This window comes from Rheinheimera oceanensis, assembly GCF_018831085.1.
In the GTDB taxonomy this organism is placed as follows: Bacteria; Pseudomonadota; Gammaproteobacteria; order Enterobacterales; family Alteromonadaceae; genus Alishewanella; species Alishewanella oceanensis.
The window spans coordinates 359,265-386,172 of the sequence record NZ_JAGPNM010000001.1; the positions used below are offsets into that span (position 1 = coordinate 359,265).

Annotated in this window: 28 protein-coding genes; 4 read left to right on the forward strand and 24 right to left on the reverse strand. The window is 49.3% G+C overall.

Going from position 1 to position 26,908, the window contains the following annotated elements:
• Window positions 1–65: 65 nt before the first annotated feature.
• On the reverse strand, window positions 66–1,700 hold the full coding sequence (locus J3B89_RS01660; protein WP_215395775.1) for a diguanylate cyclase domain-containing protein: 1,635 nt from the start codon (window positions 1,698–1,700) through the stop codon (window positions 66–68).
• A gap of 208 nt (window positions 1,701–1,908) precedes the next feature.
• Between J3B89_RS01660 and J3B89_RS01665 the strand changes: the two genes are divergently transcribed.
• Window positions 1,909–3,276 (forward strand): GAF domain-containing sensor histidine kinase, encoded by a 1,368-nt coding sequence (locus tag J3B89_RS01665; protein WP_215395776.1) that lies wholly within the window; start codon window positions 1,909–1,911, stop codon window positions 3,274–3,276.
• Between the two features lie 45 nt (window positions 3,277–3,321).
• On the opposite strand, the gene J3B89_RS01670 is transcribed toward J3B89_RS01665, so the two are convergent.
• Entirely contained in the window at window positions 3,322–4,578 is a 1,257-nt protein-coding gene (locus J3B89_RS01670; RefSeq protein ID WP_215395777.1) for an ABC transporter permease, read from the reverse strand.
• A complete protein-coding gene (locus tag J3B89_RS01675) occupies window positions 4,572–5,282 on the reverse strand; it encodes an ABC transporter ATP-binding protein (protein ID WP_215395778.1) in 711 nt (236 codons plus the stop codon). The genes J3B89_RS01670 and J3B89_RS01675 overlap by 7 nt, the downstream gene beginning before the upstream one ends.
• Before the next feature lie 53 nt (window positions 5,283–5,335).
• On the opposite strand from J3B89_RS01675, the gene J3B89_RS01680 reads away from it, so the two are divergent.
• Window positions 5,336–5,881, forward strand: coding sequence for a DUF3299 domain-containing protein (locus J3B89_RS01680; RefSeq protein ID WP_215395779.1), 546 nt, complete (start codon window positions 5,336–5,338; stop codon window positions 5,879–5,881).
• Between the two features lie 37 nt (window positions 5,882–5,918).
• On the opposite strand, the gene J3B89_RS01685 is transcribed toward J3B89_RS01680, so the two are convergent.
• From J3B89_RS01685 to glnB, 3 genes are all read right to left on the reverse strand, one after another.
• Window positions 5,919–6,530 carry a ZrgA family zinc uptake protein gene (locus J3B89_RS01685; RefSeq protein ID WP_215395780.1) on the reverse strand — a complete coding sequence of 204 codons (612 nt, stop codon included), beginning with the start codon at window positions 6,528–6,530 and terminating at the stop codon, window positions 5,919–5,921.
• Between the two features lie 196 nt (window positions 6,531–6,726).
• Entirely contained in the window at window positions 6,727–7,644 is a 918-nt protein-coding gene (locus J3B89_RS01690; protein ID WP_215395781.1) for a M28 family peptidase, read from the reverse strand.
• The gene (glnB, locus tag J3B89_RS01695; protein ID WP_215395782.1) at window positions 7,634–7,972 is read right to left on the reverse strand and encodes a nitrogen regulatory protein P-II; all 339 of its coding nucleotides are present in this window, start codon (window positions 7,970–7,972) and stop codon (window positions 7,634–7,636) included. The genes J3B89_RS01690 and glnB overlap by 11 nt, the downstream gene beginning before the upstream one ends.
• A gap of 149 nt (window positions 7,973–8,121) precedes the next feature.
• Here glnB and nadE point away from each other — a divergent pair, with 149 nt between their 5' ends.
• A complete protein-coding gene (gene nadE / locus J3B89_RS01700) occupies window positions 8,122–8,949 on the forward strand; it encodes an NAD(+) synthase (RefSeq protein ID WP_215395783.1) in 828 nt (275 codons plus the stop codon).
• Window positions 8,950–9,019: 70 nt separating this feature from the next.
• Window positions 9,020–9,526, forward strand: coding sequence for a GspH/FimT family pseudopilin (locus J3B89_RS01705; RefSeq protein ID WP_251372158.1), 507 nt, complete (start codon window positions 9,020–9,022; stop codon window positions 9,524–9,526).
• Here the strand turns inward: J3B89_RS01705 and J3B89_RS01710 are convergent, their stop codons facing one another.
• From J3B89_RS01710 to ribF, 18 genes are all read right to left on the reverse strand, one after another.
• A complete protein-coding gene (locus tag J3B89_RS01710) occupies window positions 9,527–9,922 on the reverse strand; it encodes a type IV pilin protein (RefSeq protein ID WP_215395785.1) in 396 nt (131 codons plus the stop codon). It abuts the gene before it with no gap.
• Window positions 9,923–10,996: a hypothetical protein gene (locus J3B89_RS01715; RefSeq protein ID WP_215395786.1), complete on the reverse strand. Its 1,074-nt coding sequence runs from the start codon at window positions 10,994–10,996 to the stop codon at window positions 9,923–9,925. It lies immediately after the preceding gene.
• 1 nt (window position 10,997) lies between these two features.
• Complete coding sequence (locus J3B89_RS01720; RefSeq protein WP_215395787.1) at window positions 10,998–11,369, reverse strand: hypothetical protein; 372 nt, start codon at window positions 11,367–11,369, stop codon at window positions 10,998–11,000.
• A complete protein-coding gene (locus tag J3B89_RS01725; protein WP_215395788.1) occupies window positions 11,366–12,331 on the reverse strand; it encodes a PilW family protein in 966 nt (321 codons plus the stop codon). Before J3B89_RS01725 ends, J3B89_RS01720 begins: the two co-directional genes overlap by 4 nt.
• 2 nt (window positions 12,332–12,333) lie before the next feature.
• Complete coding sequence (pilV, locus tag J3B89_RS01730; RefSeq protein WP_215395789.1) at window positions 12,334–12,828, reverse strand: type IV pilus modification protein PilV; 495 nt, start codon at window positions 12,826–12,828, stop codon at window positions 12,334–12,336.
• 75 nt (window positions 12,829–12,903) lie between these two features.
• Window positions 12,904–13,317, reverse strand: a complete 414-nt coding sequence (locus J3B89_RS01735; protein ID WP_215395790.1) for a type IV pilin protein — start codon at window positions 13,315–13,317, stop codon at window positions 12,904–12,906.
• 8 nt (window positions 13,318–13,325) lie between these two features.
• Window positions 13,326–16,751 (reverse strand): pilus assembly protein, encoded by a 3,426-nt coding sequence (locus tag J3B89_RS01740; RefSeq protein WP_251372160.1) that lies wholly within the window; start codon window positions 16,749–16,751, stop codon window positions 13,326–13,328.
• Between the two features lie 10 nt (window positions 16,752–16,761).
• A complete protein-coding gene (locus J3B89_RS01745; protein ID WP_215395791.1) occupies window positions 16,762–17,277 on the reverse strand; it encodes a pilus assembly PilX family protein in 516 nt (171 codons plus the stop codon).
• Window positions 17,278–17,279: 2 nt separating this feature from the next.
• On the reverse strand, window positions 17,280–18,242 hold the full coding sequence (locus tag J3B89_RS01750) for a PilW family protein (RefSeq protein ID WP_215395792.1): 963 nt from the start codon (window positions 18,240–18,242) through the stop codon (window positions 17,280–17,282).
• Entirely contained in the window at window positions 18,239–18,655 is a 417-nt protein-coding gene (gene pilV, locus J3B89_RS01755; RefSeq protein ID WP_215395793.1) for a type IV pilus modification protein PilV, read from the reverse strand. Before pilV (J3B89_RS01755) ends, J3B89_RS01750 begins: the two co-directional genes overlap by 4 nt.
• 10 nt (window positions 18,656–18,665) lie before the next feature.
• A complete protein-coding gene (locus J3B89_RS01760) occupies window positions 18,666–19,322 on the reverse strand; it encodes a GspH/FimT family pseudopilin (RefSeq protein WP_215395794.1) in 657 nt (218 codons plus the stop codon).
• 85 nt (window positions 19,323–19,407) lie between these two features.
• Window positions 19,408–20,112, reverse strand: coding sequence for a LytR/AlgR family response regulator transcription factor (locus J3B89_RS01765; RefSeq protein WP_215395795.1), 705 nt, complete (start codon window positions 20,110–20,112; stop codon window positions 19,408–19,410).
• Entirely contained in the window at window positions 20,112–21,140 is a 1,029-nt protein-coding gene (locus J3B89_RS01770) for a sensor histidine kinase (RefSeq protein WP_215395796.1), read from the reverse strand. Before J3B89_RS01770 ends, J3B89_RS01765 begins: the two co-directional genes overlap by 1 nt.
• A 90-nt stretch (window positions 21,141–21,230) precedes the next feature.
• Entirely contained in the window at window positions 21,231–22,160 is a 930-nt protein-coding gene (gene ispH, locus J3B89_RS01775) for a 4-hydroxy-3-methylbut-2-enyl diphosphate reductase (protein WP_215395797.1), read from the reverse strand.
• 3 nt (window positions 22,161–22,163) lie between these two features.
• Complete coding sequence (fkpB, locus tag J3B89_RS01780; protein WP_349814177.1) at window positions 22,164–22,601, reverse strand: FKBP-type peptidyl-prolyl cis-trans isomerase; 438 nt, start codon at window positions 22,599–22,601, stop codon at window positions 22,164–22,166.
• Window positions 22,598–23,086, reverse strand: coding sequence for a signal peptidase II (gene lspA, locus J3B89_RS01785; RefSeq protein WP_215395798.1), 489 nt, complete (start codon window positions 23,084–23,086; stop codon window positions 22,598–22,600). The genes fkpB and lspA overlap by 4 nt, the downstream gene beginning before the upstream one ends.
• On the reverse strand, window positions 23,086–25,914 hold the full coding sequence (gene ileS, locus J3B89_RS01790) for an isoleucine--tRNA ligase (protein WP_215395799.1): 2,829 nt from the start codon (window positions 25,912–25,914) through the stop codon (window positions 23,086–23,088). Before ileS ends, lspA begins: the two co-directional genes overlap by 1 nt.
• Window positions 25,911–26,885, reverse strand: a complete 975-nt coding sequence (ribF, locus tag J3B89_RS01795; protein WP_215395800.1) for a bifunctional riboflavin kinase/FAD synthetase — start codon at window positions 26,883–26,885, stop codon at window positions 25,911–25,913. The genes ileS and ribF overlap by 4 nt, the downstream gene beginning before the upstream one ends.
• Between the last annotated feature and the right edge of the window lie 23 nt (window positions 26,886–26,908).

A 26,908-nucleotide genomic window follows, 5' to 3' on the forward strand; every position in this document is an offset into this window, starting at 1 on the left:
TGGCGCGCTGAAATGGTTACCAGCACAGCGGTTGTGTCAAATTAATAAGGCTTAAATATGTGATCTCAACCAGAAAGAATAGTGCAGTTACGGCCCGAACTTTTGGCGCGGTATAACGCCTGATCGGCTTTGTCGATAACTAAATCGGCATGCTCCAGTGTGGCAGCACAAATGCCGGCACTGAAACTACAATAAAACCGCTGCTCTGCTGCGGTAAAAGGTAAAGCGGCAAATAACTCACGCACCTGCTCTACCAGGGTAAAAGCCCGCTCGACACTGCAATCAGGCAGCACCAGTAAAAATTCTTCACCACCATAACGCCCAACCAGATCGGTTTTACGTAATTGTTGTTTCAACAGGTTAGCTAAATTGGCTATGACCTGATCACCAATTAAATGGCCGTAGTTATCGTTAACTTTTTTAAAGTGATCAATATCCAGCATTACCACGCTGACAGGTTGGCTACTGCGCACTGCCCGCAACATCTCCAGAGCCAGCCGCTCTTTAATATGGGCGTGCTGCAACAGGCCGGTAAGGCTGTCACGCGTCATGATATCAGCCAGTTGTCTGGCCCGTTGCGCCCGGGCAAATACCGCAACCAGCAAGGCTGTATCGGTAATAGGTTTGGTAATAAAATCATCGCCCGCTTTAATCAGCGCGGCCAGTTGCTGCTCACTGTCAGTTTCAGACGATAAATAAATAATCGGCACCCCAAGCCAGGCTTGCTGCAACCGCACCAGCTGTGCCAATTCGGGGCCAGAGCAAAACGGCATACTTACGTCCAGCAAGATAACATCCGGATGAAACTGCTTAAGAGATTCAAAAATCAGTGCAGGCTCTGACAGCACCTCTACCAGCAAGCCCCCCTGGCGTAATACCAACGCATAATGCTCTGCCAGCAGTTGGTCGTCATCTACCAGCATAACCCTGAACGGTTCACGCTCGTTACGCGATAGCTGTTGCCGTAAGCGGGCTTCCAGTTCAGTGATATTCAATGGTTTTACAAAATAGCCGATAGCACCTGCCCGTATAGCGTTTAAATAGCTGCCAAAGTCACTCTGGCGGCTTAGCAGCAGCGCCGGAATGGCCGAGCTTTGCTTTGTCTGTAAGTCAGCGAGACGCTGCATACATTGCCCTGGGTTCTGGTGCATATCCAGATCAATAATCAATACTTCAGGAGGGGTATTGGCGATAACCTGCGCTATGTCATCCACACTGACGAAATGACGGTAACTATAGCCAAAAATATCCAGCATGGTGCTGATTTGCTCTGTCAGGGCAGGCTCGTCGCATAACAGATAAACACCAGCCCGCGGTGCTGGCGGCACTTCTGTTGTTACCGGCGTAGCGGGATAATCTGCCACAGCAGCTGGCAGCTTAAGCTGTTGTATATCATCAATCAGGCGCTGTTGTGCTGTTGGGGCAACGACAACGCCAGGCACCAGCCAGGGTTTTAGTTGCAGCTCACATTGCCGGGCCTGCTCGCCAAGCTCTGGTAAACCAAAAGTGCCGGCGGAGCCTGCCAGAGTGTGTAGTTTTGCAGATAAATCCTGTACCTGATTTTGCCAGGCCAGATCAGACAACTGATATAGCAACATCGCGCCTTGCTGTAGCAACGGCAGCTCTTGTCCCAGCCGCATCACATAGGTATGGCGCAACTGCGCAAGCTGTTGCTCTAAATCTGTTTTTGACTCTGTCATGCTACCCTGGTCACTACGCTGCTTAGTAAATTTGATACCGGCTTGGCTACGATCCTGCGCCTGGCGCTGCACAGACCGCTATATCATCAAGTTAATGAAAAATCTGCTGTAAATTTAGCGCATAACCATTAAAGATGCTATACATTGGTGCTAAGGCATAACAGGTTGACACACCGTCCGCAGCCGATACGGAGAGCTCTGTGTAGTAATGCAAATTGAACTACAGCATATTCTGGCCCAAATCAGCCGTAATCCCAATATCGACAAAGGCGATTTATCTGCAACTAACAGATTGATTTTAGAGGCTATTACTAGTGGGCTAGCTGTTGACCGCGCCAGCATCTGGTTATTATCGGATGATCATCAATTAATGCACTGTGTCTATCAGCTCGATGGTAAGCAGCACAGCACGCCGGATATAACCCTAAGCCGGCAAGACTTTCCCAGTTATTTCAATGCGTTGGACGATGAGCGTAATATTGTTGCTACCAACGCACATCATCACCCGCAAACGGCTGAATTTTCCGATATCTACCTGTCACCTTCCGGTATTTGCTCTATGCTGGATACGCCAATCCGCCATCACGGTGTTATGGTAGGTATTATTTGTATTGAGCATCGTCAGGTTAAGCAATGGCAAACAGACGAAATTGTCTTTGCCGGCTTTCTGGCCGATATCTATGGCCGGGCATTAAGCGCATCAGAGCGCATGCGTTATCAGTGCGAGCTAGAGCAGCTAAACAGTGGCTTAGAGCAAATTATCAGCCAGCGTACGCAAGAACTGACCCAGTCGCTTGAGCAACTGCAGCTTACCCAGCACCGGTTAATTGAAGTGGAAAAAATGGCCAGCCTTGGCCGATTAGTGGCCGGTATCGCTCACGAAATAAACACACCGCTGGGTGTTGCCGTTACCGCTATCAGCCATGCCGAAGCAACGCTGCTGGAATTGGAGCAACTGTTTCAGGCCGGCCAGCTTAGCCGGCAAAAATTCAGCCATAGTGGTGCTGCAATTAAGCACAGTATTGCTATGGTAAATACTAACCTGCAGCGCACTGTTGATCTGGTAAACAGTTTTAAACAAACTGCCGCAGCCAGCGAGGCTCAGCAAGCCGAGTGGTTAGTATTAAGCCAGTTTATTCCCAAAGTGCTGTGCAGTGTCGATTCGCTACTAAAACAGTATCAGGTGAATGTACAACTGGACGTGCCTGCTACGTTAAAAGTTCACAGTTTTGCCAGCCCGCTGGCCACCATTCTAACCCGGCTGATAGAAAATGCCTGCCAGCATGCCTTTGATAATCAGCCCTCGCGCCAGATTGTGATCCGTGCCAGCCAGAACACTTACAGCTGGCAACTGGATATCGCTGATAATGGCCGGGGTATGAACGCAAATGAACTGGCCCGGGCCTTTGAACCATTTTTTACTACACGCCGCCACACCGGCGCCAAAGGCCTGGGTATGACACTGGTATTTAATCTGGTTACCCATCTGTTACAGGGCGATGTCAGCCTGCACAATACTGATACAGGCTGTGTGGTAACCCTGCGCTGCCCGCTTACGCTAAGCACCACTGCCTGAGCCCTGTCAGCTGAGTATTAAAACCTGCGTACTACAACCTGCATACTACAATCTGATAGTCAGGCCGTCGGCCAATGCTTTACGGTACGCCAAAACACCCGGTATCGTTGCCAACACGGCAGACAATAACAAAATAGCCCCGGCCCAGTATAAGGTAGTCAGCTTGACAATGTGCAGGCTGATAAATAAACCAAAATCAGCGGCCAGTTTATCCTGCAGCAGGTACAAACTGATAAATAGCAAGGCTGCAGCAGATAACATCGACAACAGTGTTACCAGTAATACCTCAAGCTGAATCAGCACAAACAAATACCAGGGATGCGCCCCGGCTGCGCGCAAAATGGCCATTTCGCGTTGCCGCTCTTTCATTGATGCCAGCAAAGTGGTGATCATCCCCACCAGCGCCGCCAACAGTACCAGCAAACTTATCAGCAACAATAAATTTTCTACCATACCCAGCATCTGCCACAGTTCAGCTAATGCGACCCCCGGCAATATGGCAGTTAGCGGTTCATTTTTAAACTCATTAATTTGCCGCTGCAGGGTGAAAGTCGCCATGCGCGATTTTAACCCCACCATAAAAGCGGTAATAGATTTAGGCGTTAAGTCATGCTGCAATGTCTGCTCACTGCTTAGCTGTCTGCCGGGCATCGGCGCACCCTGCTGCCAGTCCAGGTGAATGGCTTCTATCGCTTCAAGGCTGACATGTACAGTTTGATCTACCGGTGTACCGGTGCGCGCCAGAATACCCACCACGGTAAAGGGTTTGTCTTTATGCTGGCTGAAACTTACCGCACCAACCCCATGCGACAGTTCAATTTGCTCGCCCAATTTATAGCCCAGCTTTTGTGCTACTTCAGCCCCCAATACGGTGTCAAACACCTGTTCAAAAGGCTTACCCTGCGCCAGTACCAGTGGCTGGCTGTTGGCGTAGCGATAATGGCTAAAGTAATCGGTATTAGTACCCATTACCCGGTAACCACGATGCGAATCACCCAGTGATATCGGAATTGCCCAGTCTATTTGCGGGTGTTTAATAATACGCTGATAACTGGGCCAGCTGATATTTGCCGTAGCATTACCAATACGAAATACTGAATATAACAATAAGTTCAGCTGACCAGAGCGGGCGCCAACAATCAGATCGGTACCCGACACTGTGCTGGTAAAGCTGCTTTTTGCCTCAGTGCGCAAATGATCAATACCCAGCAACAAAGCAATACTTATGGTTAATGATAACCAGGTCATCAGCACGGTACCACGCCGGTTCCATAAACTTAACCGGGCTAATTTCATCAGCATGGCTGTACTCCTGTGGCTAACTGCTGCATATCCAGCTGATAATGAAAATACCGGGTCAGGCTTTGATCATGGCTGACAAAAATCACTGTGCAGCCATTGGCGTCGGCTTCGGCCAGCATTACCCGCATAAAGGCGTCACGATTATCACTATCCAGTGCTGACGTGGGCTCGTCGGCAATCAGTAAGGTAGGTTTGGGCAGCAGGGCACGGGCAATGGCCACCCGTTGTTGCTGGCCAACACTAAGATTGGTGGCCGGTTTATGCCATAAATCCTGCTGTAAGCCTAAACGTTGTAGCAAGGTTTTTGCCCGGTTTACCGAGTCGGTTTTATTCTGGCCGGCAAAATGGCTGCTTAGCAAGGTGTTATCCAGCACCGACAAATAAGGAATAAGATTAAGCTGCTGAAATACCACACCAATATACTTTGCCCTCAGGCTGTCCCGCGCACTGCTGGATAATTGATGCAGCGGCTGGCCATTAACATACAGCTCTCCGCTAACCGGGCGGGTAATACCACAAAGTAAATTCAATAAGGTGGTTTTGCCGCTACCAGAAGCACCGCGCACAAATAAATGCTGGCCGCAGTGTAATGTCAGCTCAGGTAAGTTTAACTGCCAGCCACCATTCTGGTAATAAAACTGCAGCTGTTTGAGATCAATAGCGGGAATTTTCGGCTTGTCGGTCACAGGCACCCTCGGTGTCATGTTATGATGTTGGCGTTTTTTGTCATTATGCCAACTTAGGGGGGCGAGCTCCAATGCTACGGACGTTATCTGTTGCGTTATACCTGACACTGGTCGCATGTTTTACTGCCGGGCTTAGTGCCAGTGAAGTCAAAACCATCGAATGGACTGACTTAATGCCGGAAGAAGATTTAAAGCTGTTACTGGAAATGCCCGAAGTACAGCATGATTACAGCCAGCCATCACCGTTTGACGACGATTATCAGGGGGATGACCCAACCGCAAAACAATGGCAGCAAATTCTTAAATCAGCCAAGGTACGCCCGGAGTTTAATAATACCAAAGTGCGGGTACCTGGTTTTATTGTGCCATTGGAGTTTGACGGTGCACAAAACGTGACCAGCTTTTTTTTAGTGCCTTATTTTGGCGCCTGTATTCATGTACCGCCACCACCACCAAACCAGATTATCTATGTCACAGGGGCAAAAAACCTAAAAGCTGACATGATTTACTCACCGTTTTGGATCAGCGGCACATTAACTACCGAGACCATGACACACGATCTGGGCCAGGCAGCTTACAGCCTGAAGGTAGATAAAGTAGAAGAGTACACCTACTAAAGAAACGGCAGCTCAGGCTGCCGTTATCATTTTACTGTTACTGCAAGCGTACTGTGCTGCTGCTGAGCGCCGCTTGTGATGCTCCCTGCTGGCCATTAATAATCCACTGAATATCCATATGCTCCAGTGCTGGCAATAGTTCGAAAATACGCAGTTTCAACTCATTTAACCGCGCCGGACGCTGACATAACAGCTGGTAGTTGGCATAAAAATCGGCATGGCCTTCATTTGCCTGTGGCTCGGTTAAATCAGTGCTGGCTTCAGCCATAGCCAGTTCGCAATTGGCGTCATTATTAAAACTAAACCAGTCACCCTGATTAAACACGGCAATCGCCGCTGCGACTTCCTGCTTTTGTTCCGCTGTGCTGGGTTTATGTTCAAAGCCGACAATGCTTTGCGCAGCTGATTGAAATGCCAGTTGCATTTCGTTACCTTCCAGCACCAGGGTTAATACCGCATGGCCATGCACATGAGCCCCAAGCGATACCAGTTCATCATCATGTTCATGATCATGCCCGGCGTGTTCATCTGCGCCATGCTGATGGCCGTGCTTATGTTCAGTTGTACTGTGTTCATGCGCAACTAAAGTTGTTGTATTTAATGCCATTAAGCTGCAAACAAGCAGGCTGGCAACTAAAGAGAGCTTCATAGCATCGTTCCTGTTCTAATCTCATTTATGTGACTTTATAACATAAAGCACTTTCTGTACACCAGCCGCTGATCTTGCTCACCCGACACAACGTAAAGGCACTATTGTTATCGGAATATAACCCGGTTATGGCCAGACTTATTGTAATTTTAGGTGACCAGCTTAACTTTGACTGGTAGTGAGTTTGAACGGCTGGTTAGTGCTTATCTGGCCGCAGTGTCTGCGGTGGTTGTTGCTCCAGCCACTGCACTGTCTGCCAGATAGAATGCATTGCCATTTCTAAAAATGCCGGCTCAATACGCTGCCAGGTATCTTGTACCGTATGGTAGTACGCATGCTCCTGGCCACCGAAAAACAGGTAGGGAATACCAGCACGGTGAAAAGGCCCGTGATCACTTGCTTCCGGCCAGTTATAACGTGGGTTATCACGCGCCATACGGCCAGGGCCACGGTGATGTAAAAACTGCAAGTTACTAAAATTGGCATCTAATTGCGATACCAGTGCCGGATAGCGTCTGGCACCGGTCAGGTAGAGCTTACCACGCCTGTCAGGCTGGCTAATCATATCCAGATTCAGGTTCATTACTATGCCATTAGGAGGTACAGGCGGAGCAGTGATAAAAGCTTTGCTACCATACAAGCCAGTTTCTTCAGCATCAGTGGCAAGAAAAATATAAGAGTACACCGGGCAAGAATGGTTTAGCCTGGCCGCCAATTCCAACATAGCGGCAACCCCGGAAGCATTATCATCAGCACCATGGAAAATTTTTCTGCCCTGCATGCCAAGGTGATCATAATGCGCTGTAACAACAATATAGTGATTGGGGTAAGTACACCCCCGGCGTAAGCCCAGCATATTAATACCGGTTTTTTCGGGCCAGGAGGAATATACAAAAGGCTGTTGATAGTTGTTGTTAAAACTGTCTAACCGCAGCAGGGCATAACGCTCAGAAATCAGTTCACGGGCAAGATCTGCACCTGCAGTGCCGGTTTTACGCCCCTGCATATCTGCAGCGCTTAACAGCTGAATATCTGTTAACAACGTTGCACTGCATACAAAACTGCACTGCAAGCCAAGCAACAGAATGGACGAAGCTATAAGCTTATATCGCATCCTCGTCTTCTTCGCCAGTGCGTATACGTACTACACGTTCAACATCAAACACAAAAATCTTGCCATCGCCGATACGGCCGGTTTGTGCGGTTTTCATAATAGCTTCAACGCAGCGCTCCACCTGCTCATCGGTAACCACAATATCCAGTTTTACTTTAGGCAAAAAATCGACCATGTACTCTGCACCGCGATACAGCTCGGTATGGCCTTTTTGCCGGCCAAAACCTTTAACTTCAGTAACCGTCATACCGGTAATACTGATATCTGCCAGCGCTTCACGCACGTCATCCAGCTTAAAAGGTTTAATAATGGCTTCAATTTTTTTCATCGTAATTTCCGTCAGTTAAGCGCCAGTGGTATTGGCAGTATAATACAAGGCCGGATGCTGTTCAGCAGTTAATCAATAAGAATCACTTGATCTGCTAAGGGTAAAACACGATAAGATAGGCAGGTATTTCCAGCAGAGGCCTAAACAGTATGAATGCAGCACAAATTATTGCCGAAATGCGGGTGTTACCGCAGATAGATGCGGAGTTTGAGATCCGCCGCCGGGTCAATTTTATTAAGCAACGTCTTAGCGCTTCTGGCATGAAAACTTTGGTGCTGGGCATCAGCGGTGGTATCGACTCTACAACCTGTGGCCGTTTAGCCCAATTGGCTGTAGATGAACTGAACGAAACCGGTAATGGTTATCAGTTTATTGCTGTGCGCCTGCCATACGCTACCCAAAAAGATGAAGCTGAAGCCCAGATGGCAGTTGATTTTATTCAGCCAAGCAAAGCGTTATCAGTAAATGTGCAACCCGGCGCTGATGCCATTCATCAGGCCACCTTCAGTGCAATGGCGGCTGATGGTCTGGCTACTGCCAGTGAGGCTCAGGCCGATTTTGCCAGAGGTAATGTAAAGGCCCGTACCCGTATGGTTATCCAGTATCATATCGCCGCCCTGCTGGGAGGCTTAGTGCTGGGTACTGATCATTCAGCTGAGAACATTACCGGTTTTTATACCAAATGGGGCGATGGTGCCTGCGACTTAGCGCCGTTGTTTGGTTTAAGCAAACGCCAGGTGCGTTTATTGGGTAAGACATTGGGAGCACCAGATGTGCTGGTACGCAAAACACCCACTGCCGATTTGGAATGTCTGGCCCCGCAAAAAGCTGATGAAGCAGCGCTGGGCTTAACTTACGAGCAAATTGATGATTTCCTTGAAGGTAAAACTGTATCTGCTGATGTAAGTGAAAAGCTGATTGGTATTTATCTGAAAACACAGCATAAGCGTCAGCCGATACCCACCATCTACGATTAGAAGCAATTATTTTACATTAAAGCAATAAATGCTACGCTTTTTGCAGGACAACAGTTGCAAGGAGCGTTCTATGCCAAGCACAACAAGCAGAGGCTTTAGCTTACCAGAGCTGATGATTACGCTGGCTATTCTGATCATTTTTGCCACTGTCGCGGTACCGGCAATGGCTGAATTTATCGATCGCCAGCGTGCTAATGCTTATGTGCGACAGTTTAGCCAACATCTGGCTTTTGCCCGGATTGCAGCTACCAGCAGTAACCTGCCGGTGCAACTATGTCCTGCTGTCGGGGGAAAATGCGAAGCAAACTGGCAAACTGCACCGGTACAGTTGTCTCTACTTTACCCTGATACCAACGAGCGCACCTTATTGCGCGAAATACCGGCAATTTATCCGCGGCATAAACTGATCTATAACCGCGAAGCCATAACATTCCGCCGGGATGGTAGTTTAAATGGTTTTGAAAACGGTACTTTTTACTATTGCCCGCAACAAAGCTATCAGTGGCATTACCGGCTTACCATAAACCAGGCTGGCCGTAACCGCTTAACTGAAGTTGCAGCTCCTTGCCCGGCCTGATTAATTCCAGCAAGACTGTGTTTGCGGATCCTGGCCGTTACGCTGCCCAAGGTTATTCAACGTAAACAGCGGGCATTCGCTGTCGGCCTGTTGCGGCCCCTGCACCTGTGCTGTCAGCTCAAATTCCTGCTGCGCTGCAAAGAGGTTAATTTTAAACTGATAACGCTCTGATACCTTAGCTCCCAGCATTACTAAATCTGCCGAATACACACCGTAGTCGGCAAAATGCTGCTCTTGTGCATTTGCCAGTTGCAACAGCTGTGATATTGCGTCGGCGCGATAACTGCGTAGCACGTACTGCTGATAAGACGGGTAACATATTGCTGCCAGAATACCCACTATAACCACTGCTATTAGTAACTCGATCAAACTAAAACCTGATTTACCAGTTTGCATTTAGTGCCCCCCCTGCTCTGTCTGAAAAGTTGCCAGCGTACTGATCCGGGGGAACTGATCAGCAGTCAATGCTGTAACACAATTGGCACAATCAGGCGTAATGGCCAGTAAGTCAGCGCGCACTCTGTGCTGTTGTTGGTCATTTTGCAAACTTAACTCAAGTTCGCCGTGCAGGTTTTTCTGTAATACCAGTTGGCCCCGCTCTAACGCTGTCATCTGCCAGTGCCTTCTGACGTACACAGCCCCGGCATGATGCAAATGTAATGCATGAATTTGTAGTTCGGTATGTTCTGCCAGGCTGCAGTCTGGCTGGACAGCTGCTACCTCAGCCGAGATCAGGTACACTACCCCGGCATAAACCTGCGGCACTGCGGTAATACGTTTATGCATCTGAACATACCAGCCTGCACCCAACTGTATCTGCTGCCACAGTTGCTCGGCAATACCTGCGGCTGTCTCAGCATGGCTCAGATAAGTTCTGTCGGTCAGCTCACTTAGTTGTACCACAGCTCGCTGCTGCAAATGCCTGACAACCAGTAAGGTGTCGCCTCCCTCCGCCATACTGGCAATAATCAGCAACATTGTCTGACGCTGTAACTGGCCGCTACCAACAGGTGCTAAAGTATGCACAAGTTGTAACGGCTGGCGAAACTCCGCCGCCATAGTGCTGAAATCAGCCACCAGTTCAGGCCTGGCAAAACCACGGCGGGTCAATGGGATAAACCATAAACGGCCGCTGGTATCAATGGCATAAACTGCGTCGGCTATACCATCATAATTTTGGTCCAGTACTACCGGCTGCGCTTTAATACTGCTGATGTGGCCGGTTTCAGTTGGCCAGTTTGTCAGTTGATCCAGCAGCACTGAACTATCAGCACTGTGCATCTTCAGCACACCTTCAGCATCTGGTATATCCAACTGAACATTATTACTCAGGCTGATTTTTCTTGCTGGGCCATCATCTGACAATGACGGTAACATTGCGGCAACAGCAGTTGGATCGTTTAGATCACAGCTGTAGCCGCCGGTGCTGACACCAGACAACATAATACAGATAAGCCAGTGCTTTAGCATTTTAGTCTGGCTCCTGTATCAGCGTTGTTTTCAATACCAGGCTGCTGTAACCGGCATAAAAAAGCTTGCTGTCTGAATAAGCTGCAGTATCAACCTGCACGATTTCACATTGTATTGCCCCACCGGACCAGGCAGCATAGCTAGCCGGACAAGTTGTCATGGTGCGTTTGCTGGCGACAGCTGCTTCACTCAGTGTATTTAACGCTGCACTATGCTGTGCCAAAGCCTCTTGTGTAGTTTGTAACTGCTGCTGTCCGGCATAAGCTGTTTTATGGCTCAGTTGGCTAACCAGCAGCATGGCTGAGATCAGCAAGCTCATCACCAGTAAAAACACCATCGCCATAATAAGCACCATGCCCCTGTGTACCGTCATGATCCCTCCTGCAGTGTTGCATTCTGGAAAAAGATACTGCTGCTAACCAATAACCTGCGGTAGTGATCACCTGGCGCAATAAACTCCGAAGCGCCCATATCGTAGTGCTGATTATTGATATAACCGGGATCAGGCTGGCGGGCACGCAGCAGTACATAATAGCGGATACTGATAATACGGCTGCTTTTCTGCCACCAGAAATTTGCCGCCATCTGCTGGGTTGGTAAAAAATAATTCAGCTGACCATTAAGGCTGGTGTCGACACCGAATTCAAAATGCATACGCTCTACACCATCAAGTACTGAATCGGTACTGATCGTTGCGATGCCCGCCTGATTTCTGGCCAGGCGCTTGCGCATCAACACAGGCACGTTATTGCCGTCTACACGTTGTGACTGCAGATAAAACACCAGATGTTGATAAGGAAAATAATCATAGGCGGCGCTAAGCGCCGGGCTGCTGCTGTCAACAAAACGGCTGTGTTGCCAGTCTGTCTCCAGATAGAACCGGTTTTGTCGCATTTCTGCTGGCATGGTCAGTTGGCCAACCAACCGCTTTACCTGCAACAGCTCACTATCAGCTATGCTTTGGGTAATACAATTCAGTTGAGTCCCGGCGCCAGCGCGACTGGCATATACCGTGACAAAGTTGCGCCCGGCCTGAGGAAAGCTGCCGCTGTCCAGCGTATCGTCAACGCAGTCCGGCACCGGAGAAGCCGGCATGGGTAGGGTGACGGCCAGCATGGGGTCGGCCCTGCCGCCCCAAAAACCGGTATTGGTGAGTTCATTCTGAAACAGACTCATTACCAGTTGTGCATTCTGCTGTAATTCTGCTAATTGCTGTGCCTGCCTGGCAGAGCGGCTTAAGCTGCTAAAAGCGATTAACACCATGCTGAGTAAAAACAGTGCCAGCATCATAGCAATAAGCAATTCCGTTAAGGTAAAACCTGCAGTGCGGCGCACAGTTACCTCCAGCGGCTTTGCACAGTAAAGCCACTTCTGCCATTGCCGCCGGTGCAAGGCTGACCGCTTGCCTCAGCAGAATATGCCCGTTGCTGCCAGCTAATATCCAGCCTTACAGCTGCCCCCAGTGACTGCAGACAAAATTCAGGCTCATAAAAACGGCTAACATGTTGTGACTGGAACGAAGAAAACAAGTGATGCAACTGGGCATCTGCCAACTGCTCTGCTGAGCATGTTGCCGGAGGGCTGCACACAGTAACTGCAGGCAACTCTGTATATTGGGTAACTCGCTGGCCAACAGTGGTACGCAAACTCTGGTTAGCTCTTAACTCACTGAGTAAAGCATAACTCAGCGCCACAGCCTGGGTACGCTGAGTGGCATCCTGCACCTGACGCAATGCTACTGTTTGCGCTGCCAGTATACCTAACAAGCCAACCTTTAAAACCAGCAGTGTAATTAATACTTCAACCAGACTGAATCCATGTTGTAACCGCATATCCATATGCCCAAGGCCAATAAACTTAACCTTAAAGTTACAACATTATTTCAAAAGATCAAATTTAATTCTAAATTACCAGCATTGCCTTACATCTGCTATATCAAAACCACCATTAGCGCCCTTGCGGCCAGCTTGATTGAGTATAAGTACACCACATTCATCTGTAGCCTGGCTGCCAATTGGTGTGGCATTCAAAGTATATGTTCTGGCAGCCTGATCTGACACAGAAAAAGTATATCGCGCGTCAATATCGTTTATGCACTGCAAAACCGGCATATCAATGCCCTCATAGCTGAAAGATGCCGTGTAACTGCGTTCCATAAACTGAGAGAGTTCTGTCAGGCAAGCTACAGCTGCGGCTCTGTTTGAACGCTGTACATAGCCCTGATAGGAAGGGTAGGCAATGGCAGCAAGAATACCAACAATAGCCACAACAACCATTAACTCAATCAGGGTGACACCTTTTTGCTTGCGTTTTATATTCATATATTTGCTCACTGGTTTGTCAGCTCACGCCAGGAAACCCTGCCCTGTAAAAAGCCGGGAGCTACATTAACATCCGCAATCCGGGTATCAGCCAAACCCGTTATCAGGCTGGCGGTGCCATCGTTGTTATCAAACACAACAGGCTCGCTGGGCATACCATCAAACCGCATGCCTGACACAGGTGTATTAACACCGTTAACACTCAATCCATCGTCACCGTCAATGTCGCCATCACCATTACGGTCAAAAAACATATAGTTAAGCCTGCTACCGGTGTAAGGGCTTACCGCCATAACCCAGCCACTGCCCTGTGGGTTACAATCATTATCACCAGGCGCTATTGTATTTACAATCAAGCTGTTACCTACAACTTGCGGCCTGTTGACAATACGCTCCCGTGCGTCACTCAGGTCAATATACCAGCCCCGTGTTCCGGCCATATCATGTGGCTCGCCGGGTTCTACCACACGTGCGTTATCCTGCTGCGCAATAATGTCGCGCTGCTTCAACTCAGAGCGGTTATTGATCACTCTACCGTCACGGATACCGTACCAGGTGTTTGCATCACTGCGTAACGGATCTTCGCCGGCCAGCATTTTACCGGTACCAAAAAATATCCATAAATAGCCTGTTGTAGGCTCTGAAGATAACGATACCCCACCGGTAACCGGCTGTGGGTTGCCGTTATGATCTACGGCCGTAAACAAGGGGGCGCCGTTGTATGCTACATTCCACATAGCCGGGTTATCTGAAGATAAATCGAATTTCCATATATTGCCGAGAATATCACCGGCAAAGAACCAGTCCATATTCCCATCACCGTTTTGGTCCCAACCTTCAACCTGCCCAAGACCATTGGGCACACCACTGTTTGCTTCAAGCTGTTTAAGCACATTACCGTTTTCAAGATCAATAACCAGCAAGCCGGCTTTATTACTGCTGTTGTTATAACCGTAACCGGCTATTGCTGCCCATTTGCCGTTATTAAGCCGGGCAATAACGGGCTTGTTAGTGGTAATACCTAACTCAGGATAGCGTTTATCCCATAGTACTTTATCACTTACCAAAGCCTGCGGGCTGGACACATCAATTGCAAATAAGCTGTCTCCGCCACGACCAAGAGAGCCCAGCAAAATTGAGCGCCAGCTACCATTAATGTAAGCATCAAATACTACTGATGAGCCATCAACATAGTACTTATGCTGATAATCTATACTGGCAAAAGCAGCTAAGTCTGCACTTTCAGTCAGCATTTGCCTTGGCACATAAGCCATAATTTCAGTGCCGTTATTACCATTAAAAGCATGCAACATACCGTCGTTAGCACCAACATAAACAACCGGTGTCCTGTTGTTATTGGCAATAAGGAAAGCTCTGTAGCTACTTGCGCCATCCCAGTTATAACGCTGATAGTTACGATTTACCGGCACACCGACATACGCCGGTGAAGAATTAGCAATATCGCCCAGCAAAGATACCCTGCGGCGAAACTGTGCATTTGTACCAACCTCTAATTCCTGATTGCCCCGCAGGTAATTCACCAAATTTGTTTTACCACTTAGCGCATTACCATCAGCAGTGACATTTTCTGCAGTAAAAGCAGCTGCGGTACCATTATTTTTACCAAATAAAATATTGCGGGCATCCCAGGCCGGGAAATTTGACTCCCACACTGGCGTATTTACATCATTGATATTAAAAGATTTAAGCGAACCGCTCCATTCACCTGAGTTAAAGCTGCCCTGATAAACAAAATTATCTGCCTGTAATGATGTTGTAGTACCGGCCAGATTTGAGGCTGACGCAACCCGTTCAATAATGGCATTTAGTGTACGCTCCAGCTGAGTAGCAAAATCATCTGGTTTATCTGCGGTAAAAAATCCACCACGGCTATTTACAGAAGCATGTAACAAATCATCAATCTTGGCGCTATTTTTCTCGGCTTCAGTGCCGGCAAAAGGGCTTGCCCAGCTGATACTGGCATTATTATTGATCGCCGCAAAAGCGGTTACCGGATCTTCATTACCAATTACGCCCAAACCAATACCAAAAGTCACCATATGCTGCCAAAAAGCCGGATTGATAGTACTGGTGGGCACGCGGTTATCTAGATCAGTACGTAAGTCATTCTTCCAGTACTTCATGGCTACGTCGGCCAAAGTGGTGCTGTGGCCGTCAGTAAAAGGTGCCACTGCAGTGTAGCGGTAACTGGCTCCGGTATCTCCTGCAGGCCTCAGTATGGTATTGCCTGCAGAACCGTCCTGATTGCCAACATCTGAAGCGGTATCACCATCAGACCAATATCCATCTGTCATTAAAATAGTGAAACTCTGCCGGCACGATATATGGTCTATTGATTGTTCAGTGCCGCTGCCGGGGTTAATGCCCCAGGGGCCGCGGCTATCGGTGCGGGAAAAATAACGCCCTGCAGCATCAAGCGCGGTAAGTAGCGGCGTACCTGCCGCCGGTATATCCCTGGTATAAAGATCCGAATAAAAATTGTTTTTGGCCGAGTCTTTAAAATCACGCACGCCCCTGACAATCACTGCGGTGTTAACACCATCCACAGATGAGCTGCTTTTGTTTAATGCACCAAACCCCACCCGCATTTTTTCAGATTGGCCAACAAAAGCACGGCCAATACCTGCCCGGCTGGTTAAAATACGCGAGCGGTGATAGGTGTACCAGTTAGCAAAATTCTGCATCTCCTGGGTATAACTACATATACCTGCAGGGCAATCTGTGCGTTTATCACGGCCATGGCCGCTGTAAGAAGCGGTAGTACTTCTGATTTCAACTTTTGTATAGTTGTTCCATTGCCAGGCACTGCCGCTGTTAAGATAAAAATAGGTTGCAGGCCAGAAGCTACGGTTATTGGTGTCATAGCTACAACTACCGCTGGAGTTACATTTATACCAGCGGTTGCTGTTGTAACGGCCATTGTTGCGGGTTAAATCCCGGGCAACTGAGTTGACGGTATCTGCCGAAGGGCAGGCACCGGTTAGCATAGGGTTGTGCCAGGCACAGGCCGGTGCCGCATTAGGGAAACTGGTACCATCCGCTCTGACCCAGGGTTTATAAGTTACTGCCGGATCGTAGTAGCTTTTATTATTCTGCGCTGACCGGGTAAATGCGTTATAAGCTTCACCGTCTTCTACCGTAGGAACATAGTTATTGTAATCATTTGAGCCATAAACTCCGTTAGCCCGCGGAAAAATATAACGTTTATCCGAAAACATGATTTCATCAGGTAACAGCTCAAAGTGCATTGAGCCTGAATCGTCAATAATAAACATAATATTGGGAGGCACTGCACTGCCTGTTTGCAGCGGTGTGTTAGATATCTCAATAGCAGCGTGCGCCGTTGTTGCACCAAGCAGCAGACCTGCAACAAAAGCAAACCTGAACGACGGGTTAAATCTGAACATATTCATGAATGCTTCCTCAGCGACGCCAAATGGTCTGTAAGGTTACCTCTGCCCGCCCCGGTGTTGCGGGCACTCTGGCTGTGATGCGAAAAGTCGGTTCCAGGCAGCCGGCAGGAGGGGTTGTTGCCCGGTCGCATTCAGGAGGGAAAATCCAGTCGCCCATATACTCAATAATATAATTAGCAGGATTCGCCATACCGTCATTCATCGCAGGAGCCTGCACCCAGGTAACGACCTGGCCGGCAGCCCAGCGATCCGGTAATAATGGATCAGGAATATCATAAACGCCGGCGTTGTTAATCAGCGCAACAGGACCGCCGGGTAAAGGCGCCGCGGCCAGTAAACGCTCTGCCACCAGCAAGGCAGCTTCTGCCTGCTGCAGCGCTAACTGTCTGTCATGCAGGTTACCCGTCATTTGCTCCTGCACTGTAGTACGCTTCATATTGCTTACAGCTAACAGTGTAATAGCCAGCAAAAGTAATAAGCTGACAACCAGAGCAACGCCTTGCTGCTTATATAAGCTACTTTGCATAATCACCCCAGCCTGTTACGTAATGACACCAAAAAGGTGATCGTTCTGACATTGTCAGGCACGTTTTGCCCCTGCAATACCGCATCATCCAGTGTGACACTAACATTTACTGCAGTTATGCGCCCCCACTGCCCTGCAGCGGTTACAGCGGCAGCCTGTTGGAATACCCCGGTATCGCCATTAAGGTAAGCAAACTGCAAATCGGCAACGCCGTATAACACCTCTTCATTAACCTGAGCGTCGCCTACTAACGATGCTCTGTACAAAGACATCACGCCAGCATCATCCCGGCTGGGGGCAACAAACCAGGCAACAGATTCAAACCGCATTAACATAGCGTTATTACTGAACCCCCGCGCCGGGCTGAGCCCACATGCCCAATCATCCTGCCCCATAAAGCCAAGATTTGCATCACAGTTTAAACCTGCTGCAGCATGGGTAACTGACGTTGCGCCAGCTTCATTAACCTGAAAAATACTTGCCAGGCTTTCATCACAAGCAATGGCAACTTCTCCGGCTACCAACACCGGATTAGTGTTTAAACTGATAACTGAGCCATTGTAATTACTGATAGAGTTGTTGGCGCCGGAGCCAAACATCAGCCTTAAAGCCTGAGTGCCGTTAGCAGGTTGCAGCCCGTTAATTACACCAACAGGTGCCGCAAACCCCTGAATACCTGAACCGGTCGTCCAATCTGCCCATGCTGGCCGCACACCTGCTATAGCTATAACATTTGATATCCGCATACTGTTATTGCAGCCGGAAAAACCCGCATTGCGGATATCATGCGACATCAACTGAAAACTGAGCCGGGCAATGCTTTGCATATCACTTAAGGCCGCATTAGCTCTGCTGGTGGTCTGGTTAGCTATAAATATCCCTATAGCACCGCCTAATACCAACAGGCCAAGTACCATAGCGCTCATCAGTTCAACGAGTGAAAATCCCCGGATACGCATATTCATGGCATCACCTGAGTAACAATGGTATTTTCAGTATTTAAGCGCTCGTCACCCCAGGTAATAGTGACGGTATATCTGTCACCTTCCCAACTGACAACAGGGCAGGCATCTGCACGGGTTGCCTGTTTCACATCCTGAACCCAGGCGGCAGTCCCTAATACATCACTACCGGTACAATCACTAAAAGCATAATTGCCCAGCCTGGCTGCTTGCGGGTTTGCTCTTAATAACTCAGCTAAGGTGTCTGTCAGTATTACCGCCATGGTTTTTTCCAGCGAACTGTTAGTGTGGCGCATACTTGATGTTTGTAGAGCCGCAACACCTAATAAACCAATACCTAATACCAGTACCGATACCAATACCTCCAACAAAGACACCCCATGTTGCTTAGTAAAAGTGTGAACGCCATTATTCATATTATTGCCCCTATGCCGGATTTGCCGGTACAGGACAATTCTGCCCTGCACTGATGCTGACAACCCTGGTACGCCCACCGGAGCGCAGCTCAAGATCCCGGCTATTTTGAGATATCGGCATATCGGGTAAGCAAATGCGTAAAACTCCATTTAACGGATTATTACCATTACCGCTTCTAAGCAATCCCTGCGGGCTGAAACGCACAGAATGCCCGACACCGTCTATTGTCGCATTGGCTACATTGCTGCTGGATAACACAGCAAAGCGAGCTGAATGAATAATTCCGGTTGCTATGGCAGTAACATCTGTAGTTCCGCGCACCAGCCAGCCTTGCCAGCCCGCTGCGGGTGGCACAGAGCAGCGCTCTCCGTCTGTGCTATGGCAAAACACTATGCTTTCATTTCGCTTTATTGCCTCGGTACGTGCCAGAATAAGCGCTGCCAGCATTTCATTAGCCTGCGCGGTTAAACGGTTGCTGTTTATCAGGTTGGTAAAAGAAGGCACCGCTACAGCCATCACAATGGCCAGCACTGCTACAGTCACCATTAGCTCAACCAGCGTAAAGCCGTACTGTAGCTTTAGCGGCCAAATAGTATTGGGATGTTTTTTTCTTTCAGCAGTTATCATCAGGCTAAAGTCTCTGCGAAATACAAGACACATTTTCATTTACAGACTTTACGCTATCAATAAAACAACAGGCATGATTTTCATGACAGGCGGTGCCATTGCCAGACCAACGGCAAGCTGATAATTAAGACATATTGCTACGGATATTAGCCACTTCGCGCCTGCTGACTTCCAGCTTCTCGTTGCGCCCCACCAGCACAACCCAATGCTTGCCGTTAGTGCTGATTAAACGCTGAAAATGGGCTTTATTGATCACGGTGCTGCGATGAATTCGCAACAGGTTATCAGGATACAATTGCTGCAATTGCACCAGGCTCTGCTCAATTATCGCTTCACCCTTGCTAAATACCATCCGCACATATTTATCCTCAGCGCTAAAATACAGCACATCTTTGAGCTCTATCTGGCGTTTTATCCCAGCCTGTATGTAACTTAATTTAGGCTCGGCGCTTTTCCGTTCCAGATGAGCCCGGGTCTGAGTGCCTAAACGTTGCAACGCTTGCGCCAGCCGCTCTGGCGCTACCGGCTTTAACAGATAGTCTGCCGGACTGGCCTGATATGCATCCAGCGCGTGCTGCGGATGGGCAGTGACAAAAATAACCGCCGGCGGTGTTGCCAGTGCCAGAATATCTGTAGCCAGCGAAATACCATCAGAGCCCGGCATAGCAATATCCAATAACAGCAAGTCAGGCTGTAAACTATGAATAAGCTGCATTGCCTGCGCGGCATTTCCGGCTTCGCCAACACACTGATATCCGGCCTGTTGTGCCAGTAAACGCTGTAATCTGGCGCGGGCCAGCGGCTCATCATCAACAATAAGCACTTTCATCAGCTGCTATCCTTCGGTAATACCAGCTTTACCCTGAACTGCCCCTCGCTGGTTGCACTGTGTAACTGCGCAGCGCTGCCATAATGCAATTGCAAGCGCTGGCGAATATTGTCCAGCGCCATACCATTACCGGCTTTTTTGCCACCCTGTTGCCCCAGCGGATTAGTAATGACAATACTGACTGCGTGGCGGCTTTCTATCAGCGTCAGGTGCAGCCTGGCTGTGTCAGCACAGTTTTCCACGCCGTGGCGTACTGCATTTTCCAGCAGCGGCTGAATAGTCAGCGCTGGCAGGCTAAGTTCCGGAATATACTCAGGTAAATCCCACTGTACTGTCATGCGTTGGCCTAAACGCCATTGTTCCAGCGACAAATATTGCTCAGACAACCTTAATTCTTCAGCAAGAGACACGGTCTGGCCGGCATTTAATGCGGCCCTGAACAACGCCGATAAGTTGAGCAGCGCCTGCTCTGCTGCGTTGGGATCAACCTGGGTAAGCTCTGCTACAGTGTTCAGGCTGTTAAACAAAAAGTGCGGTTCTATACGGGCCTGTAATGCGCTTAACTCAGCCCGGCTTTGCGCCCGGACCTGTTGGCTACGCTCGGTGTGAATAATAAAAAACTGTATGGCAATAACCGCAATAATCAGGCTAATCATCATATTTGCCAGTACAAATGCCGGTAAACTCTGCGACATATGCAGGCTCTGGCTGGCCAGCCAGGAATGGGCAATAACACTGACCAGGATAGTTATTACCTCAAACAGCATAATGCAGCTAATCAGCATGCTAGCAGGCTTAAGGCGGTTGAGTTGGCGGCGTAACTGACAAAAACAGATGGTGGTAAGTAAAGCCACCCAATGCACGAATACACTGATAAGCCCCAGCCTGAGCCAGGGATCTGCTGTTATGCCGGGGGCAAATGCCAGCACCACCGACACAGCCTGCGCCATAACCAGCAACCGCAATACAAAACGGCCATGGCACAGATAGGGAAATTCCAGCGCGGGTAAAGCCCGGTTTATTTGCATACGTTTGCCTGACAGTTTAACTATCAAGCAGCATACTATAACAACACGGGCAAACAAATATGGCTGAGCGCGCTACACGTCAGTCCGGTATTAACGCAGCTCTGCCGGGATAGCAAATACCACATTTTCTTCGCGACCGGGGTTTTCACTTACCGTTTTACCACCCCATTGCTGCAGCTGTTTGACGACCTGCTGCACCAGCACTTCAGGCGCCGACGCACCGGCTGTTACGCCCACTGCTTTTACGCCTTCAAGCCAGGCTTGCTGAATATCACTAGCGGTATCAATTAAATAAGCCGTGCAGCCCATTTTATCAGCAAGTTCGCGTAAGCGGTTGGAGTTACTGCTGTTTTTTGCCCCTACCACCAGCAATAAATCGGCTTTGCCGGCTAAATCGCGCACCGCATCCTGCCGGTTTTGCGTGGCGTAACAGATATCGTCTTTGCGCGGGCCTTCAATTTCCGGGAAACGCTCACGCAGTGCATCTATTACATCAGCGGTATCATCCACCGATAAGGTAGTCTGGCTGCTAAAACACAGTTGGGCCGGATTTTTCACCTTAAGCACCGCTACATCATCAACCGACTCCACCAGATAAATACCACCATCGGCGTTATCATACTGGCCCATGGTGCCTTCTACTTCCGGGTGGCCTGCGTGGCCAATCAAAATACATTCGATGCCTTTGCGGCTGGCCCGGGTAACTTCCATATGCACTTTGGTTACCAACGGACAGGTAGCATCAAATACTTTTAAACCGCGTTGTCTGGCGTTTTCCCGCACGGCTTGTGACACACCATGCGCACTGAAAATAACGATATTGCCATCCGGCACTTCGTTCAGCTCGTCAACAAATACCGCACCACGACGGCGCAGGCCGTCTACGACAAACTTATTGTGCACCACTTCGTGGCGCACATAAATCGGCGGCTCGTACAGCTCCAGCGCGCGCTCAACAATACTGATGGCACGGTCTACTCCGGCGCAAAAACCGCGCGGATTGGCTAATAGAATATCCATAACTCAGCTTACCTGTACTATTTCAACGCTGAAGGTCAGCGTTTGCCCGGCCAGCGGGTGGTTAAAATCTATCGTCACTGACTCGCCTACCACTTCACGTACCAGACCGGGCATTTCAGAACCATCCGGCATGGTAAAGCCGATAATCATACCAGCCTTAGCCGGTGCATCGGCAGAAAACTTACTGCGATCAACATAGTAAATATTATCCGGGTTCGGCATACCATAGGCATCCTCTGGCGCCAGCGTAAAGGTTTTTTTATCGCCGGCTGCCAGCCCACTCAGCTGCGCTTCAAACGCCGGCGAGATACTGCCATCGCCCATTTGCAATTTAGCCGGTTTGTTGTGCACCCGGGTGCTTTCTGCCGCGCTGCCATCAGACAACTTAATATCAAAGTGAAAAATAACGCTGCTGTTGGCACCGATTATTGCGTTTGTCACTTTTTCACCTCGTTATTACTAAAGCTGTCCCAAATAAGTAAAGCTGCACCAATACAGATAGCCGAATCGGCAATATTAAACGCCGGATAATGCCAGTTTTGATAGTACAGATGAAAAAAGTCTATTACGTAGCCATAAATACTGCGATCAATTAAGTTACCTATAGCACCGGCCAGCACTAAACTCAGCGCCAGGTTAAGCTTTAACTGTGCCCTGCTGTTGCGCGCCAGCCATACCGCCAGCACACAGCTTATTACCACAGCAATAATGGTAAAAAACCAGCGCTGCCAACCGCCGGCATCGCTTAAAAACGAAAACGCCGCACCATGGTTACGCACATAGGTGAAGTTAAAAAACGGCAGCAGTTCAATCGAATCAAACAGCTGCATATTGGCTATCACTACCTGTTTGCTCAGTTGATCGGCTACCAGCACCAACAGCATTAACCACCACAGGCGCCAGCCGGTATCTTTAAATAATGCCATTATGCAAACGCCCGTTGTTCGCCTTCGCCCTCTACGTTACTCACGCAGCGCAGGCATAACTCGGCATGTGCAGCATTAGCCCCCACATCATGGCGGTGATGCCAGCAACGGCCGCATTTGGCTGCTGTTGAAGCTGCTACCTGCACGCTTAAGCCGGCTAATTCAGTTTGTACCGCATCTACCGGGGCATTACCGGTACTTACCTGAGCTGTAGAGGTGATCAGTACAAAGCGCAGCTCGTCACCCAGTTTAGCTAAATCTGCGGCCAGCGCTGCTGAAGCATATAAGGTTACTTCAGCTTGCAGTGATGCACCGATTTTGTCTTCACGCCGTGCCGCTTCCAGTACTTTGTTCACTTCATCACGCACCTGCAGCAATTGCTGCCAGAAGGCATCATCAAACTTACCGGCAGTGACACCACTAAAACCGGTATACCAGACATCAGTAAACACAAATTCCGTCTGCTGGCCAGGTAACTCCTGCCAGATTTCCTGGGCGGTAAAGCTCATTACCGGTGCCATCCAGCGCACCATCGCCTGCGCAATATGATACAACGCGGTCTGGCACGAGCGCCGCGCTACGCTGTCGGTATGAGCGGTGTACTGGCGGTCTTTAATGACATCCAGATAAAAACTACCCAGCTCCACAGTACAGAAGTTCATCAGTTTCTGGCTAACCTGGTGGAATTGATAGTTATCGTACGCGTCGATGATTTCCTGCTGCAACTTAGCGGCACGGTTTACTACCCACAGGTCCAGTTCAACCATCTTATCAAACGCTACTAAATCGGTTGCCGGGTTAAAGCCGTTTAAGTTAGCCAGTAAAAAACGCGCGGTATTGCGGATGCGGCGGTATTTATCCGCTGCGCGGTTTAATATTTCATCCGACACTGTCATCTCTGAAGTGTAATCGGTAGTGGCAACCCATAAGCGCAGGATATCGGCGCCTAACTTGTTCATTACATCCTGTGGTGATACCACGTTGCCTAAAGACTTCGACATCTTGCGACCATCACCGTCTACGGTAAAGCCGTGGGTCAGCACTTGTTTGTACGGCGCTTTGTGCTTGATGCTAACGCCGGTCATCAAGGACGACATAAACCAGCCACGGTGCTGATCGGAACCTTCCAGATATAAATCAGCCTGATCAGCGCCGCCAAATTCCGGACGGACCTCGACCACGCAGGCATGGGTAACACCGGAGTCAAACCAGACATCCAGGGTGTCTGTTACCTTAACGTATTGTTTTGCATCGTCACCCAGCAAGGTTTCAGCGGTTAAATCAAACCAGGCCTGAATGCCATCCTGCTCAACCAGCTTGGCCACCTGCTCCATTAACGCCTGAGTATTAGGATGCAATGCGCCGGTGTCTTTATCAACAAACAGTGCTATCGGCACACCCCAGGTGCGCTGACGTGAGATACACCAGTCTGGCCGGCCTTCCACCATTTTTTCAATCCGCTGCTGGCCCCAGTCCGGGATCCAACGGGTTTGTTCAATCTGCTCAAGCGACGTAGCACGCAGGCCCTGCTGTTCCATGCTGATAAACCACTGCGGTGTGGCGCGGAAAATAATCGGTGTTTTATGCCGCCAGCAGTGCGGGTAGCTGTGCTTGTATGCCTTATGCACCAGCAGCGCACCGGCTTCTTTTAACGCCTCTACTACGCTGTCGTTGGCTTTAAATACATGCTGACCGGCAAACAGTGGTGTATCCGGCAGGTAAACGCCGTTGGCGCCTACCGGGTTAGCCACTTCAAGGTTATATTGCTTGCCGACAATAAAGTCTTCCTGACCATGGCCAGGCGCCGTATGCACACAACCGGTACCGGATTCAGTGGTAACGTGCTCGCCCATGATCAGCGGTACGCTAAAGTCGTAAAGCGGGTGCTGTAATGGCACTAATTCCAGTGCTGCGCCTTTGGCAAAACCCAATGCGTGGTAGTGTTCAATACCGGCGCGCGCCATCACGTCTTTTACCAGATCGGTAGCAATAATTAGGCGCTCAGCACCCAATGGCCCCTGCTCTACCTGCACCAGGCTGTAATCCAGTTTGGCATTTAATGCTACCGCCCGGTTGGCCGGGATTGTCCAGGGTGTGGTGGTCCAGATCACGACCGATACTTTACCGCTGCCGCGTTTGCCTTGCGGGTGATCAAAACGGTCAACCACCGCTTCATCAACCACGGCGAAGCGCACATCAATGGCCGGTGATACCTTGTCCTGATATTCCACTTCGGCTTCAGCCAGCGCTGAACCACAGTCAGTACACCAGTGCACCGGCTTAAAACCCTGCTGTAAATGGCCGTTAGCAATAATTCTGCCCAGCGAGCGGATAATATTGGCTTCAAAGCCGTAATCCATAGTGCGGTAAGGGTTTTGCCAATCGCCCAGTACACCTAAACGGATAAAGTCAGTACGCTGTGCATCAATTTGCGTGGCAGCGTATTCACGGCACTTCTGCCTGAATTCTGCTGGTGTCAGCTTGGTACCCGGCTTACCATATTTTTTCTCGACTACCAGCTCAATCGGTAAGCCGTGACAGTCCCAGCCCGGTACATAGGGTGCGTCAAAATCGTCCAGCGTTTTCGCTTTAACGATAATATCTTTCAGAATTTTATTAACCGCATGCCCGATATGAATATTGCCGTTAGCGTAGGGTGGGCCGTCGTGCAGAATAAAGGTTTTTTTACCTTTTTTGGCTGCACGGATTTTGCCGTATAAATCGGCTTCGGTCCATTTTGCCAGCATTTGCGGCTCGCGTTGCGCCAGATTGGCGCGCATCGCAAAAGCCGTTTCCGGCAAATTCAGGGTATGCTTGTAGTCGCTCATCCGTTGGGTTCCGTCTTATCAGTAGTGGCATGCGCTGATGTTAAAGCGTCATGCTGAAAAAATGCTTTTGCTGCTCTCACATCAGCAGCAATTTGTTGTTGTAATGCAGCTAAACCGTCGAAGCGTTGTTCATTACGTAACTTATGCCGCAATAACACTTCTATTTGGCTACCATATAAATCGCCTTTAAAATCAAACAAGTGCGCTTCAAGCTGCTGCCGCTGGCCTTGCACAGTCGGCCGGTTGCCAATATTGGCTACGCCGTAATAGCGGCCAAAGACCGTGTTCGCCGTAATAGCATACACGCCAGCTACCGGCAGCTTACGCCGGTATAAAAATACATTGGCAGTAGGAAAACCCAAATCGCGGCCTAATTTGCGACCATGCCGCACGCGGCCGGTCAGGGCAAAAGGCCGGCCCAGCATCTCTGCCGCCAGCGTTAAATTGTCATCTGCCAATGCCTGACGGATCAAGGTGCTGCTGATCCGTTGCTGGCCTAACACTAAACTTGAGGTACTGTATAAGCTAAATTGATACTGCTCAGCTGCTAATGCCAATAGCTCAAAATTGCCACTACGGTTACTGCCAAAGCGAAAATCATCACCGACAATTAAATGTGCCACACCAAGCTGTTTTAATAACAACTGCTGAATAAACTGCTCAGGTGCCTGAGCTGCGAACGCGGGCGTAAAATTAACACATAACAACCGGTCTATACCCAACTGCGCCAATGCTGTGTATTTTTCCCGAAACCGCGTTAAACGTGCGGGTGCAGCAGCGCCGGCAAAAACCTCCAACGGCTGCGGTTCAAACAGCATCACGCAAGATGGCAATTGCATTTGCCTGGCGATAGCCACTACTTTATGCAGCACGGCCTGATGCCCCAAATGCACACCATCAAAATTACCTATGGTAAGCACACAACCACGATGCCGGGGCTGAATATTGTGTAAGCCGCGAATTAACTCCATGCCTGCCGTTTCTGAGTACTGAT

Excerpts from the sequence above, each read along its gene's own strand:
- J3B89_RS01760 (WP_215395794.1), bottom strand. The coding sequence starts at position 19,322 with ATGAAAATGTGTCTTGTATTTCGCAGAGACTTTAGCCTGATGATAACT.
- J3B89_RS01720 (WP_215395787.1), bottom strand. The coding sequence starts at position 11,369 with ATGACGGTACACAGGGGCATGGTGCTTATTATGGCGATGGTGTTTTTA.
- J3B89_RS01750 (WP_215395792.1), bottom strand. The coding sequence starts at position 18,242 with ATGAATATGCGTATCCGGGGATTTTCACTCGTTGAACTGATGAGCGCT.
- J3B89_RS01660 (WP_215395775.1), bottom strand. The coding sequence starts at position 1,700 with ATGACAGAGTCAAAAACAGATTTAGAGCAACAGCTTGCGCAGTTGCGC.
- J3B89_RS01685 (WP_215395780.1), bottom strand. The coding sequence starts at position 6,530 with ATGAAGCTCTCTTTAGTTGCCAGCCTGCTTGTTTGCAGCTTAATGGCA.
- ispH (WP_215395797.1), bottom strand. The coding sequence starts at position 22,160 with ATGGATATTCTATTAGCCAATCCGCGCGGTTTTTGCGCCGGAGTAGAC.
- J3B89_RS01770 (WP_215395796.1), bottom strand. The coding sequence starts at position 21,140 with ATGCAAATAAACCGGGCTTTACCCGCGCTGGAATTTCCCTATCTGTGC.
- glnB (WP_215395782.1), bottom strand. The coding sequence starts at position 7,972 with ATGAAAAAAATTGAAGCCATTATTAAACCTTTTAAGCTGGATGACGTG.
- J3B89_RS01705 (WP_251372158.1), top strand. The coding sequence starts at position 9,020 with ATGCCAAGCACAACAAGCAGAGGCTTTAGCTTACCAGAGCTGATGATT.
- ileS (WP_215395799.1), bottom strand. The coding sequence starts at position 25,914 with ATGAGCGACTACAAGCATACCCTGAATTTGCCGGAAACGGCTTTTGCG.
- J3B89_RS01710 (WP_215395785.1), bottom strand. The coding sequence starts at position 9,922 with ATGCAAACTGGTAAATCAGGTTTTAGTTTGATCGAGTTACTAATAGCA.
- J3B89_RS01670 (WP_215395777.1), bottom strand. The coding sequence starts at position 4,578 with ATGCTGATGAAATTAGCCCGGTTAAGTTTATGGAACCGGCGTGGTACC.
- pilV (WP_215395793.1), bottom strand. The coding sequence starts at position 18,655 with ATGAATAATGGCGTTCACACTTTTACTAAGCAACATGGGGTGTCTTTG.
- J3B89_RS01745 (WP_215395791.1), bottom strand. The coding sequence starts at position 17,277 with ATGCAAAGTAGCTTATATAAGCAGCAAGGCGTTGCTCTGGTTGTCAGC.
- lspA (WP_215395798.1), bottom strand. The coding sequence starts at position 23,086 with ATGGCATTATTTAAAGATACCGGCTGGCGCCTGTGGTGGTTAATGCTG.
- J3B89_RS01740 (WP_251372160.1), bottom strand. The coding sequence starts at position 16,751 with ATGAATATGTTCAGATTTAACCCGTCGTTCAGGTTTGCTTTTGTTGCA.
- ribF (WP_215395800.1), bottom strand. The coding sequence starts at position 26,885 with ATGGAGTTAATTCGCGGCTTACACAATATTCAGCCCCGGCATCGTGGT.
- J3B89_RS01675 (WP_215395778.1), bottom strand. The coding sequence starts at position 5,282 with ATGACACCGAGGGTGCCTGTGACCGACAAGCCGAAAATTCCCGCTATT.
- J3B89_RS01735 (WP_215395790.1), bottom strand. The coding sequence starts at position 13,317 with ATGAATATAAAACGCAAGCAAAAAGGTGTCACCCTGATTGAGTTAATG.
- J3B89_RS01690 (WP_215395781.1), bottom strand. The coding sequence starts at position 7,644 with ATGCGATATAAGCTTATAGCTTCGTCCATTCTGTTGCTTGGCTTGCAG.
- nadE (WP_215395783.1), top strand. The coding sequence starts at position 8,122 with ATGAATGCAGCACAAATTATTGCCGAAATGCGGGTGTTACCGCAGATA.
- J3B89_RS01715 (WP_215395786.1), bottom strand. The coding sequence starts at position 10,996 with ATGCTAAAGCACTGGCTTATCTGTATTATGTTGTCTGGTGTCAGCACC.
- J3B89_RS01665 (WP_215395776.1), top strand. The coding sequence starts at position 1,909 with ATGCAAATTGAACTACAGCATATTCTGGCCCAAATCAGCCGTAATCCC.
- J3B89_RS01765 (WP_215395795.1), bottom strand. The coding sequence starts at position 20,112 with ATGAAAGTGCTTATTGTTGATGATGAGCCGCTGGCCCGCGCCAGATTA.
- pilV (WP_215395789.1), bottom strand. The coding sequence starts at position 12,828 with ATGCGGTTACAACATGGATTCAGTCTGGTTGAAGTATTAATTACACTG.
- J3B89_RS01680 (WP_215395779.1), top strand. The coding sequence starts at position 5,336 with ATGCTACGGACGTTATCTGTTGCGTTATACCTGACACTGGTCGCATGT.